The sequence below is a fragment of the Streptomyces rhizoryzae genome, assembly GCF_023155275.1.
GTDB lineage: Bacteria > Actinomycetota > Actinomycetes > Streptomycetales > Streptomycetaceae > Streptomyces > Streptomyces rhizoryzae.
The window spans coordinates 16,536-28,738 of record NZ_JALMUV010000010.1 but is presented as its reverse complement, the minus strand read 5'-3'; the positions used below and the strand labels follow the sequence as shown (position 1 = coordinate 28,738).

General features: G+C 73.6%; 11 protein-coding genes. 6 read left to right on the top strand and 5 right to left on the bottom strand.

Annotation, left to right across the window (positions count from 1 at the left end):
* Positions 1 to 61: 61 nt before the first annotated feature.
* Both MUU72_RS10935 and MUU72_RS10930 read right to left on the bottom strand, forming a co-directional pair.
* Entirely contained in the window at positions 62 to 823 is a 762-nt protein-coding gene (locus MUU72_RS10935; RefSeq protein WP_372503068.1) for an SDR family NAD(P)-dependent oxidoreductase, read from the bottom strand.
* A 140-nt stretch (positions 824 to 963) separates the two neighbouring features.
* Positions 964 to 1,599 carry a cupin domain-containing protein gene (locus MUU72_RS10930; RefSeq protein WP_248013098.1) on the bottom strand — a complete coding sequence of 212 codons (636 nt, stop codon included), beginning with the start codon at positions 1,597 to 1,599 and terminating at the stop codon, positions 964 to 966.
* Between the two features lie 453 nt (positions 1,600 to 2,052).
* On the opposite strand from MUU72_RS10930, the gene MUU72_RS10925 reads away from it, so the two are divergent.
* The 3 genes from MUU72_RS10925 to MUU72_RS10915 all read left to right on the top strand — a co-directional run bounded on the left by MUU72_RS10925 (position 2,053) and on the right by MUU72_RS10915 (position 3,813).
* Complete coding sequence (locus MUU72_RS10925) at positions 2,053 to 2,340, top strand: MazG-like family protein (protein WP_248013097.1); 288 nt, start codon at positions 2,053 to 2,055, stop codon at positions 2,338 to 2,340.
* A gap of 49 nt (positions 2,341 to 2,389) precedes the next feature.
* Positions 2,390 to 2,725: a YnfA family protein gene (locus tag MUU72_RS10920; RefSeq protein ID WP_248012992.1), complete on the top strand. Its 336-nt coding sequence runs from the start codon at positions 2,390 to 2,392 to the stop codon at positions 2,723 to 2,725.
* Between the two features lie 320 nt (positions 2,726 to 3,045).
* Positions 3,046 to 3,813, top strand: coding sequence for an SDR family NAD(P)-dependent oxidoreductase (locus MUU72_RS10915; RefSeq protein WP_248012991.1), 768 nt, complete (start codon positions 3,046 to 3,048; stop codon positions 3,811 to 3,813).
* A 28-nt stretch (positions 3,814 to 3,841) separates the two neighbouring features.
* Here the strand turns inward: MUU72_RS10915 and MUU72_RS10910 are convergent, their stop codons facing one another.
* Positions 3,842 to 5,035 (bottom strand): RtcB family protein, encoded by a 1,194-nt coding sequence (locus MUU72_RS10910; RefSeq protein ID WP_248012990.1) that lies wholly within the window; start codon positions 5,033 to 5,035, stop codon positions 3,842 to 3,844.
* Positions 5,036 to 5,196: 161 nt separating this feature from the next.
* Between MUU72_RS10910 and MUU72_RS10905 the strand changes: the two genes are divergently transcribed.
* On the top strand, positions 5,197 to 6,126 hold the full coding sequence (locus MUU72_RS10905; protein ID WP_248012989.1) for a hypothetical protein: 930 nt from the start codon (positions 5,197 to 5,199) through the stop codon (positions 6,124 to 6,126).
* 198 nt (positions 6,127 to 6,324) lie between these two features.
* A complete protein-coding gene (locus tag MUU72_RS10900) occupies positions 6,325 to 7,113 on the top strand; it encodes a DUF3558 family protein (RefSeq protein WP_248012988.1) in 789 nt (262 codons plus the stop codon).
* Between the two features lie 185 nt (positions 7,114 to 7,298).
* Here the strand turns inward: MUU72_RS10900 and lysS are convergent, their stop codons facing one another.
* Positions 7,299 to 9,056 carry a lysine--tRNA ligase gene (lysS, locus tag MUU72_RS10895; RefSeq protein ID WP_248012987.1) on the bottom strand — a complete coding sequence of 586 codons (1,758 nt, stop codon included), beginning with the start codon at positions 9,054 to 9,056 and terminating at the stop codon, positions 7,299 to 7,301.
* Positions 9,057 to 9,288: 232 nt separating this feature from the next.
* On the opposite strand from lysS, the gene argS reads away from it, so the two are divergent.
* Entirely contained in the window at positions 9,289 to 11,043 is a 1,755-nt protein-coding gene (argS, locus tag MUU72_RS10890; RefSeq protein WP_248012986.1) for an arginine--tRNA ligase, read from the top strand.
* A 74-nt stretch (positions 11,044 to 11,117) separates the two neighbouring features.
* Here the strand turns inward: argS and hemB are convergent, their stop codons facing one another.
* The gene (hemB, locus tag MUU72_RS10885) at positions 11,118 to 12,107 is read right to left on the bottom strand and encodes a porphobilinogen synthase (protein WP_248012985.1); all 990 of its coding nucleotides are present in this window, start codon (positions 12,105 to 12,107) and stop codon (positions 11,118 to 11,120) included.
* Positions 12,108 to 12,203: the final 96 nt, after the last annotated feature.

Below are 12,203 nucleotides of genomic sequence, written 5' to 3'. Positions count from 1 at the left end.
TCCGCTCCGGTGCCGCTCGCGTGCGGCGCGGACGGCGCCCGGGGGGCGTCCCGGCGCCGGCTCACCAGGTGGGGCGGGCCGAGACGCCCCCGTCGACGACGAGGTCGTGGCCGGTGATCCAGGAGGCCATCGGGGAGGCGAGGAAGACGCAGGCGTCGCCGATGTCCTCCGGACGCCCCAACCGCCCCAGGGGCGCGGCCCGTTGCCAGCGGCGGACCCCCTCGGACCAGTCCCCGGCCAGCCCCGGGCGGTCGATCAGCCCCGGGGAGACGCTGTTGACGCGGATCCCGTACGCCCCGTACTCCAGCGCCGCGGCGCGGGCATGCATCACCACCGCCGCCTTGGACGCGCAGTAGTGCGCATGGCGGGGCGCCGGGCGGTCCGCCTCGATCGAGGCGATGTGGGTCACCCACCCGCCGCCGCCCGCGCGCAGCACCTCCGCCGCGGCCTGGGTGCAGGCGAAGACGCTGTGCACGTTGGGGTCCGCGACCGCCCGCCAGTCGGCCAGCGACATCCCCGCGAGGTCCTGGGTGGGCTGCACGCCCGCGTTGTTCACCAGGCCGGTCAGCCGGCCCCGCCAGCCGGCCGCCTCCGCCACCAGCCGGTGGCACTCCGCCTCGGCGGTCAGGTCCGCGCGGATCGCGAGCGCGCTCCCGCCGCCCCGCTCGATCTCCCCGACCAGCGCCCGCGCGGCCTCGCGCCCGGCCCGGTGGTGCACCACGACGTCCGCGCCCGCGGCGGCGAACCGCAGCGCGATCCCCCGCCCGATCCCGCCCGACGCCCCGGTGACCAGCACCACCTGCCCGCCGAGACCGGGCAGCACGGGCGCGCCCCCGGGGGCACCCCCTTCCCCCACCGCCCTACCGGGGCGCCGGGCCTGGCCGGATCCGCCCTGCCCACCCCCCCGCCCGGGAGTACCCGCCTCCTGCCCGCCGTTCGGCTCGCGAGGGGGCCGCATCGCTGTCATGCCCGGCTCAGCTCCCCGATCCGCGCCGCCTCCCGGGGGAACCGCGCGGCCAGCCGCCCCGCGTCCCCGTGCTCGTAGTCCGCGAACGTGAAACCGGGTGCCATCGTGCAGCCGAAGAGCGTCCAGGCGCCCCCGTCGGCGACCTCGGCCGCCATCCACGTCCCGGCCGGGACCGTGAACTGCACGTACTGGCCGGCCAGGACGTCCGGGCCGAGCACGACCGTGCGGGCCGTCCGTCCGGGCCCGCCGGCGCCGGTGCCCTCGGCCTCGTCCTCCCGGTGGGCGTCGGCGTGGCCGCCGTCATGGCGGGTGCCTGCGCCCCCGTCGGCGTGGCCGGCGCCGTCGTCGTGGCCGGTGGCGTCGTCGCCGGGCAGCAGGAACAGGATGAGCGGGTCGCCGCGGTAGAAGTGCCAGGTCTCGTCGGACGGCAGCCGGTGCAGCGCCGAGAACACGCCCGGCTCGGCGGTCAGCAGCACCACGATCGCGGAGCCCTCGGGCCGCCCGTCCGGCCGCTCCGGCCCGGCCCAGGTCCGCCGGTACCAGCCGCCCTCGCGGGGCAGCCGGGTCAGGCCGCAGCGGGCGACCAGCTGCCGCGGGAACGGGTCCCGGGGCAGTGCGGGGTGCTCGTCCATCCGCCGGGCCGCCTTCCGCTTCCGCTCGTCCACCGTGCCGCCGGTGCCGGCCGCAGCCACTGCCCGGCCGTGGGCTCACCCTAGGGGCGGAGGCCGCGCGGTGCGGGGAACGAGCGGAAGAATCGGGCCATGTCCGTTCCCGATTCCCCCCTCGCGTCTCCGGATCCCGCGCCCGCCTCGGTGCGGGCCCAGGGGAGCGCGTCCATCAGCCCGGACGGCCCTTCTCTCCCGCCGGGCCCGTCCGGCCCGCCGGGCCCGTCCGTCCCGTCTGGCACTTCCGCCCCTTCTGGCACTTCCGGCGCTTCCCGCGCCTCCAGTCGGTCCGCCCCCTCCTGCACGTCCGACTCCTTCAGCCCATCCGACTCCTCCAACTCCTCCGGCCCCGCCAGCCCCTCCGATGCGTCCGGGTCCCCGGCCGACTGCGGGGCGGGGCTCTGGGGGACCGTCGACGGGCTGGTGCGGTGGCTCGACCGGGAGCGTGTGCTGCCGGTCGAGCAGGAGCGGCTGCTGCGGCTGCTGAAGCTCTCGGAGGAGGCGGGCGAGGTGGCCCAGGCCGTCATCGGGGCCACCGGCCAGAATCCGCGCAAGGGGCACAGCCACACCTGGGACGACGTCCAGGCCGAACTGTGCGATGTGATCGTGACGGCGATGGTGGCGCTGCGGACGCTGACGCCCGAGGCGCAGCAGGTGTTCGAGGGGCATCTGCGGCGGATCGCGGGGCGGGTGCCGGGACCGGCCTGAGGGGGCACCGCCGCCGCGCGGCACCCCGGCCGCCCGTACGCTGAGGCCCATGCTCATCGCGCGTTCCGCAGCCCTGTTCGTCGTCGCGGCGCTGTTCGAGATCGGCGGGGCCTGGCTGGTGTGGCAGGGGGTGCGGGAGCACAAGGGCTGGGCGTGGATCGGCGCCGGGGTGATCGCCCTGGGGGTGTACGGCTTCGTGGCCACGCTCCAGCCGGACGCGCACTTCGGCCGGATCCTCGCGGCGTACGGCGGGGTGTTCGTCGCCGGGTCGCTGGTCTGGGGGGCGGTCGCGGACGGCTACCGCCCCGACCGGTGGGACGTCCTCGGCGCGCTGATCTGCCTGGCCGGTATGGCGGTGATCATGTACGCCCCGCGCGGCCGCTGAGCCCGCCGGGTCCCGCCCGCGCCGGTACCGTCCGGAGTCCGGCGCCCGTGCCCGGCGTCCCAACACCCCGCCCCGCCCTGCATATCCTGACCTCACGCGCACCACTCGCACCGCCCGAACCACCCGCACCACCGCACCACACCGGCCCACCGGCCGCCCCGGCCCACCGCAGCCGCCGGGCCGTACGGCAGCCCGGTCCGTACGTACCCCGGCCCGGTCCGCACCCGGTCCGTGAGCCGGGGCGCGGCCCGCCGGCCGGACGACCACGTATCGCGTAGAGATCGCAGAGATCGCGTAGAGATCGCGCAGAGGGAGAGCACATGACCGCCGACACCGCCGGCCTCCGTACCGCCGTCGTCACCGGAGCGAGCAGCGGCATCGGCGCCGCCACCGCGCGCGCCCTGGCCGCCGCCGGCTACCGCGTCGTGCTCACCGCCCGCCGCAAGGACCGGATCGAGGCGCTCGCCGCGGAGCTGCCGCACGCCGAGGCGTACGCGCTGGACGTCACCGACCGGGCCGCGGTCGACGCCTTCGCCCGGTCCCTGGACCGCTTCCCGACCGTGGACGTGCTGGTGAACAACGCCGGCGGCGCGCTCGGCGCGGAGCCGGTCGCCACCGGTGACCCGGCGGACTGGCGCGCGATGTACGAGGTCAACGTGCTCGGCGTCCTGCACATGACCCAGGCGCTGCTGCCCGCCCTGACCGGCTCCGGTGACGGCACGGTCGTGGTGCTCTCCTCCACCGCGGGGCACGGGACGTACGAGGGCGGCGGCGGGTACGTCGCGGCCAAGCACGGCGCCCATGTGCTCGCCGAGACGCTCCGCCTGGAGCTGTGCGGCCAGCCCGTACGGGTCATCGAGGTGGCGCCCGGGATGGTGCGGACCGAGGAGTTCGCGACCACCCGCTTCCGCGGCGACGCCGACCGGGCCGCCAAGGTCTACGAGGGCGTGGACGCGCCGCTCACCGCGGAGGACGTCGCCGACACCATCGCCTGGGCCGTCACCCGCCCCCCGCACGTCAACGTCGACCTGCTCGTCGTCCGCCCCCGCGCGCAGGCGTCCAACTCCAAGGTGCACCGCAGCAGTTGAGCGGGCGAGGGGTGAGGCTGCCGGGGCCTCACCCCTTCACGCACACCACCTGCTTGAGCTTGGCGACGACCTCGACCAGGTCGCGCTGCTGCTCCATGACGTGCTCGATCGGCTTGTAGGCGCCGGGGATCTCGTCGACGACGCCGGAGTCCTTGCGGCACTCCACTCCCCGGGTCTGCTCCTCCAGGTCGCGGGTGGTGAAGCGCTTCTTCGCGGCGTTCCGGCTCATCCGGCGGCCGGCGCCGTGCGAGGCGGAGTGGAAGGACGCCGCGTTCCCCAGGCCGCGGACGATGTACGAGCCGGTGCCCATGGAGCCGGGGATGATGCCGTGGTCGCCGAGGCCGGCCCGGATCGCGCCCTTGCGGGTCACCAGGAGGTCCAGGCCGTCGTAGGTCTCCTCCGCCACGTAGTTGTGGTGGCAGGAGATGACCGGCTCGAAGACCGGCCGGGCCGCGCGGAATTCCCTGCGGACGACGTCCTGGAAGAGCGCCATCATCAGGTCGCGGTTGTGCCGGGCGTACTCCTGGGCCCAGAAGAGGTCGTTGCGGTAGGCCGCCATCTGCGGGGTGTCGGCGACGAAGACGGCCAGGTCGCGGTCGACGAGCCCCTGGTTGTGCGGCAGCTTGCGGGCCTGCTCGATGTGGTACTCGGCGAGTTCCTTGCCGATGTTGCGGGAGCCGGAGTGCAGCATCAGCCACACCGAGCCCTGCTCGTCGAGGCAGAACTCGATGAAGTGGTTGCCCGAGCCGAGCGACCCCATCTGCCGGGCGGCCCGCTCGCGGCGGAACCGCACCGCCTCGGCCACCCCGTCGAAGCGCTGCCAGAAGGCGTCCCAGCCGGCGGTGGTGACGCCGTGGAGCCGGCGCGGGTCGAGCGGCTCGTCGTGCATGCCCCGGCCCACCGGGATCGCCTGCTCGATACGGGAGCGCAGCCGGGAGAGGTCGCCGGGCAGGTCGTTGGCGGTGAGCGAGGTCTTGACCGCGCTCATCCCGCAGCCGATGTCCACGCCGACGGCGGCCGGGCAGACCGCGCCGTGCATCGCGATCACCGAGCCGACGGTGGCGCCCTTGCCGTAGTGCACGTCCGGCATCACGGCCAGGCCCTTGATCCACGGCAGGGTGGCGACGTTGTGCAGCTGCTGGAGGGCGACGCCCTCGACCGCGGACGGATCGGTCCACATCCGGATCGGCACCTTGGCGCCCGGCACTTCGGTGTACGGCATGACGGATCCATTCCCCCGGAAATACGAAAAAGCAAAAGGCGGACAATGCGCCTGATTCTGGACAGCGAACCGGCGTTCACCGCGAAACGTGCGGTAGACATTGTGTCCACCGGCCGCCGCCCGGCGGCAACCGCATTTCCGCAGGGAAGGAGCCGCGAACGATGCCGCGCAAGTCGTTCGTACCCGGTGCCGCGCTGCTGGCCACCGCGGCGCTGGCCGCCGGTCTCGCCGGCTGCTCCGGCGGCTCCGCCACCGGCAGCCGCGGCGGCGACGGCAAGAGCGGCGACGTCACCGCCGCGACCCAGTCCGCCGAGCCCGGCCGCTACCAGTACCTCCCGGAAGCCTGTGGCCTCCCGGCCCGCAGCACCATCCGCGGCATGCTGCCCGGCGACGGCCAGCAGCTCGCGCCCGCCGACGCGGAGAAGATCTACGCCGGCCGGGCCGACATCACCTACGACACCGACCGCCGCGTCGGCTGCCAGTGGACCCGGGAGACCGCCGAGGGCACCCGCCACCTCACCCTGGACATCCAGCGGGTCGTCTCGTACAGCCCCGCGGTGAGCGACGAGGACCGGGCGCAGGAGCTCTACCGCGGCAAGGAGCAGGCCGCGAAGATCCCGTCCGGCAGCTCGGGCACCCCCACGACGGCCGCCCCCAAGGACAAGCCGGCGGACAAGCCCGCGGACGGATCGAAGAGCCCGTCCGCGGCGCCCGGCGCGGGCAGGGAGCCGCAGCCGGGCGGCGCCGGTGCGGAGGCCGGGGGCAAGAAGGCCGACGGCGCCGCGCAGACCACCCCGCCGCCGGCGACGCCCTCCCCGTCCCCCTCGGAACCCTCCGCCGGCCCCGGCGGCACGCTGGCCCCCCGCGAACTGGACAACCTCGGCGACGCGGCGTTCCTCAACGACCGGCTGAGCACCACGGACTCGGGGGTGCACCGCGACGTGACTGTGGTCTTCCGCACGTCGAACGTCATCGTGACGCTCACCTACGACCAGTGGTCCGCGGACAAGACGAAGCTGCCGGAAAGCCAGGAATTGCAGGACAAGGCGCGTTCCCTGGCCGCCGAAGTGGTCGACAGCCTCAGCGAATAGCCCCGTAAGGGCGGATGGCCCGACAGGTGAACTGTGCGCACCTTTCGCCCGATTCACCCCTTTTCTCGGTCGCCGGGAACCGGCCGCCCACCTCGCTCCGCCGCGTACCGTGCACTGGTGCCCGCCCCGTCCCGGGGCCGGGCCACCCGCTCCCCAAGGGTGCCCAACGACTCGACGACGACGAACAGCGAAGGAACCATGCACCGATCAGCCAAGCGACTCGCCGGCCTCCTCACCTGCGCAGCAGTACCGGTGCTGCTCGTCGCCGGGTGCTCCGGCTCGGACGGCAAGAGCTCCGGTGGCAGCACTCCCTCCGGATCGTCCAGCGCCGCCGGCTCCCCGTCGCCGACCGTCGCCGCCGCGAAGTACAAGAAGCTGCCGAACCCGTGCGAGGCGTTCTCCAAGGACACCATCAACACGCTGCTGCCCAAGGTGAAGGACGCCGCCGGCGCGCAGGGCAAGTCCACCGACCCGGCCACCCGCGGCTCCTGCTCCTGGAACAGCTCGGAGGACCAGGGCGTGGACGGCACCCAGTTCCGCTGGCTGGACGTCGCCTACCAGCGCTACGACTCCGACCCGGCGCTCGGCTCCGGCGAGAAGCGCGCCACCGACTTCTTCACCCAGCAGATCGACGACGCCAAGGGCACGCCCGGCGCCAAGAAGGTCACCGCGGTGCAGACCGCGGGCACCGGTGACGCGGCGACCGCGATCACCTACGACATCAAGAAGGACGGCAACGACTTCAAGAACACGACGGTCGTGGCGCGCACCGCCAACGTCGTCGTCACGCTCAACTACAACGGCGCGGGCATGGCCGGCGCCGACACCCCCAACGGCAACGACCTCCTCAAGGCCGCCCAGGCCGCCGCCAAGGAGGCGGTCGCCACCGCCGCCAAGGCCAACGGGGCCAAGCCCGACGACGCCACGACGGACGACGCCAAGACCGAGAGCGCCAAGCCCGGGAGCAGCAAGGCGGGCAAGAGCTGACCCGGCCGGCGGGCCCGCCCCGGCCCGGGGAGGGCCCGCCGCACCGCCGCTGGGGGGGTCCGCCGTCCCCTCGGCGCCGCCGCTCTTCTTCCAGCGTGACGGGGCCGGCCCCGGGGAACCTCCTCCCCGGGGCCGGCCCCGTTCTCGCCCGTGCGGGGGAGAGCCGGCCCGGCCCTCCCCCCGCCTCAGCCGCCCAGCAGCTTGCGGACCCGGTCCGCGCCGACGGCCAGCAGCAGCGTGGGCAGCCGGGGACCGGTGTCCCGGCCGACCAGGAGGTTGTAGAGCAGCGCGAAGAAGGCGCGCTGGGCGACCTTCAGCTCCGGCGTCGGCTTGGCCTCCGGGCTGAGCCCGGCCTGCACCTTGGGCACCCCGTAGACCAGCGTCGTCAGACCGTCCAGCGACCAGTGCTCGTCCAGCCCGTCGAGCAGCAGCCGCAGCGCGCCGCGGGACTGCTCGTCGAGGGTGGCCAGCAGCTCCTCGTCCGGCTCGGCGCGGACGACGGTGCGCTGGTCGGCGGGGACCTGGGTGGTGATCCAGTGCTCCGCCCGGTCCAGCCGCGGCCGGACCTCGTCCAGGGAGGCGACCGGCTGCTCCGGGTCCAGCTCGCTCAGGATCCGCAGGGTCTGCTCGTCGTGGCCGGCGGTGATGTCCACGACCGAGGCCAGCGTGCGGTACGGCAGCGGGCGCGGGGTGCGCGGGAGTTCACCGGCGGCGGTGCCCACCGCCCGGGCGTAGGCCGCGGCGTCCGCGGGCTGCGCGGTGCCGTCGGCGACCTTGGCGGCGAGCTTGTCCCACTCGTCGTAGAGCCGCTGGATCTCCTGGTCGAAGGCGATCTTGAAGGACTGGTTGGGCTTGCGGCGGGCGTACAGCCAGCGCAGCAGCGGCGCCTCCATGATCTTCAGCGCGTCACCCGGGGTGGGCACCCCGCCCTTGGACGACGACATCTTCGCCATGCCGCTGATGCCCACGAACGCGTACATCGGGCCGATCGGCTGCGCGGCGCCGAACACCTCGCGGACGATCTGGCCGCCGACGACGAACGACGAGCCCGGCGAGGAGTGGTCCACCCCCGACGGCTCGAAGACCACGCCCTCGTAGGCCCAGCGCATCGGCCAGTCGACCTTCCACACCAGCTTGCCGTGGTCGAACTCGCTCAGCAGCACCGTCTCGGCGTGCGCACAGGCCACGCACTCGTAGCGCAGCTCGGTGGTCTCGTCGTCGTAGCCGACGACCTTGGTGAAGTCCTTGTTGCAGGCCGTGCAGTACGGCTTGTACGGGTAGTAGCCCGCGCCGCCCGCACTGCCGTCGTCCTCACCGGCCGCGCCGGAGCCCTCGGCCGCCGCCAGCTCCGCCGCGTCCATGGCGGCCTCCGGCTTCTGCTGCTTCTTCGGCTTGCCGGTCGCCTTGTCCTTGGTGCGGTAGCGGTCCAGGACCGCGTCGATCTCCTTGCGGTGCTTCATCGCGTGCAGGATCTGCGCGCGGTACGCACCGGAGGTGTACTGGGCGGTCTGGCTGATGCCGCGGTACTCGATGCCCAGCTCCGCCAGCGCCTCCTCCATGGCCGCCTTGTAGTGCTCGGCCCAGTTGGGGTACGCGCTGCCGGGCGGCGCCGGCACGGCGGTCAGCGGCTTGCCGATGTGCTCCTCCCAGGACGGGTCGATGCCCGCCGGGACCTTGCGGTACCGGTCGTAGTCGTCCCAGCTCAGGACGTGCACGCACGGGATGCCGCGGCGGCGGATCTCGTCGGCGACCAGGTGCGGGGTCATCACCTCGCGGAGGTTGCCGAGGTGGATCGGGCCGGACGGGCTCAGGCCCGAGGCGACGACGATCCCCGGTGCGGAGGCGCCTGACGCCACTTTGCCGGGGGCGCGGCGCTCCGCCTCGGCAATGACCTCGTCCGCGAACCTGGAGACCCAGTCGGTCTCGGTGCTCTGCTGAGCCACGATCGGCCCTTCCTCTTCCTGGTGTCCGAAGTGCCCGGTGTCCTGGGCCGCACGATGTGCCCCCGCGCGCCCTCCGGCGCCGCGCTCCCTCTCCCGCGGCGCGGGCGGAGCGGTCCGGACGGACAAAAGCCTGACGGAGCCATTGTCCCAGACGCCCGCCGGACAGAAATTCAGTGGTGGCGCCATGGGATACTCGTGGCAAACCCTTTCCACCCCAACGGAACGGCAGCCCATGGCCTCGGTCACCTCCCTCGCAGCTACGGTCAACCAGCGCGTCGCGGACGCCCTCTCGGCAGCCCTGCCGGAGGCCGGCGCCGCGGACCCGCTGCTGCGACGCAGTGACCGGGCGGACTTCCAGGCCAACGGCCTGCTGGCGCTCGCCAAGAAGCTGAAGGGCAACCCCCGCGAGCTGGCCGGCCAGGTCGCCGCCGCCCTCGGCGCCGACGACGTGCTGCACACCGTCGAGGTCTCCGGCCCCGGCTTCCTCAACCTCACCGTCGCCGACGGCGCGATCATCCGGACGCTCGCCGCGCGCGCCGCCGACGACCGGCTCGGCGTGCCGCGCGCCGCCGCGACCGGCACCACCGTCATCGACTACGCCCAGCCCAACGTCGCCAAGGAGATGCACGTCGGCCACCTGCGCTCGGCGGTCATCGGCGACGCGCTGCGCAACCTCCTGGACTTCACCGGCGAGAAGACCATCGGCCGCCACCACATCGGCGACTGGGGCACCCAGTTCGGCATGCTCATCCAGTACCTGATCGAGAACCCCGACCAGCTGGCCCCGGCCGCCGACACCGACGGCGAGCAGGCGATGAGCAACCTCAACCGGGTCTACAAGGCGTCCCGGGCGGTCTTCGACGCCGACGAGGAGTTCAAGGAGCGGGCCCGCAAGCGGGTCGTCGCCCTCCAGTCCGGCGACCGGCAGACCCTCGACCTCTGGCAGCGCTTCGTCGACGAGTCGAAGATCTACTTCTACTCGGTCTTCGAGAAGCTGGACATGGAGATCCGCGACGAGGAGATCGTCGGCGAGTCCGCCTACAACGACATGATGGCCGAGACGGCGCGGCTGCTGGAGGAGTCCGGCGTCGCCGTCCGCTCCGAGGGCGCGCTCGTGGTGTTCTTCGACGACATCAAGGGCAAGGACGACAAGCCGGTCCCGCTGATCGTCCAGAAGGCCGACGGCGGATTCGGCTACGCGGCCAGCGACCTCTCCGCGATCCGCAACCGCGTCGTCGACCTCGACGCCACCACGCTCCTGTACGTCGTGGACGTCCGCCAGTCCCTGCACTTCCGGATGGTCTTCGAGACCGCCCGCCGGGCCGGCTGGCTCAACGACCAGGTCACGGCCCACAACATGGGCTACGGCACGGTCCTGGGCGCGGACGGCAAGCCGTTCAAGACCCGGGCCGGCGAGACGGTGCGGCTGGAGGACCTGCTCGACGAGGCGGTGCAGCGCGCCGCCGAGGTGGTGCGCGAGAAGGCCCAGGACCTCACCGAGGACGAGATCCTGGAGCGGGCCGCGCAGGTCGGCATCGGCGCGGTGAAGTACGCCGACCTCTCCACCTCGCCCAGCCGCGACTACAAGTTCGACCTGGACCAGATGGTGTCGCTCAACGGCGACACCTCCGTCTACCTCCAGTACGCCTACGCCCGGATCCAGTCCATCCTGCGCAAGGCCGGCGACACCGGCCCGGCCGCGCACCCGGAGCTGGCGCTCGCCCCGGCCGAGCGCGCCCTGGGCCTGCACCTGGACGCGTTCGGCGCCACGGTCGCCGAGGCCGCCGCGGAGTACGCGCCGCACAAGCTCGCCGCGTACCTCTACCAGCTCGCCTCGCTCTACACCACCTTCTACGACCAGTGCCCGGTCCTGAAGGCGGACACCCCCGCGCAGGTCGAGAACCGCCTCTTCCTGTGCGACCTGACCGCCCGCACCCTCCACAAGGGCATGGCGCTGCTCGGCATCCGCACCCCCGAACGCCTCTGACCCCCCGCCCGCGTACGCACGAGGGCCCGCACCGGAGATCCGGTGCGGGCCCTTCCGCATGGCGGGACCGGCGGTCACAGCCCCCGCGCGACCTCCGTCGCCCAGTAGGTCAGGATCATGTTCGCGCCGGCCCGCTTGATGCCGGTCAGCGTCTCCAGGATCGCCTTGTCCCGGTCGATCCAGCCCTTCTCGGCGGCCGCCTCGACCATCGCGTACTCCCCGGAGATCTGGTACGCCGCGACCGGCACGTCCACCGCCTCCGCGAGCTTCGCCAGCACGTCGAGGTAGGGCAGCGCCGGCTTGACCATCACCATGTCGGCGCCCTCGTCGAGGTCGAGCGCCAGCTCGCGCAGCGACTCCCGGAGGTTGGCCGGGTCCTGCTGGTAGGTCTTGCGGTCGCCGCGCAGCGAGGAGCCCACCGCCTCCCGGAACGGCCCGTAGAACGCCGACGAGTACTTCGCGGTGTAGGCCAGGATCGCCACGTCCTCGTGGCCGGTCCGGTCCAGCGCGTCCCGGACCACGCCCACCTGGCCGTCCATCATGCCGCTGGGGCCCACCACGTGGACGCCGGCGTCGGCCTGGACCTGCGCCATCTCGGCGTAGCGCTCCAGCGTCGCGTCGTTGTCGACCCGGCCGGCGGTGTCCAGCACCCCGCAGTGGCCGTGGTCGGTGTACTCGTCCAGGCACAGGTCCGACATGATCACCAGGTCGTCGCCGACCTCGGCCCGCACGTCCCGGATGGCGACCTGGAGGATGCCGTCGGGGTCGGTGCCGGCGGTGCCCGCCGCGTCCTTCTTGGCGTCCTCCGGCACGCCGAACAGCATGATCCCGGAGACCCCGGCCGCCACCGCTTCCACGGCGGCCTTGCGCAGCGTGTCGCGGGTGTGCTGGACGACGCCCGGCATCGCGGCGAGCGGCACCGGCTCGCTGATCCCCTCGCGGACGAACGCGGGCAGGATCAGGTCCGCCGGGTGCAGCCGGTGCTCGGCCACCATCCGGCGCATCGCGGGCGACGTCCGCAGCCGCCGCGGCCGCGCGCCTGGGAAGCTTCCGTACTTCGTCATGGCGTCCACGCTACGCCCGCCCGGCCCCCGCCTTTGCCGACGCGTCGTCGGCCGCCCGGGGCGGCGCCCCGGTCCGGCAAACGCCCGAGGGCGCCC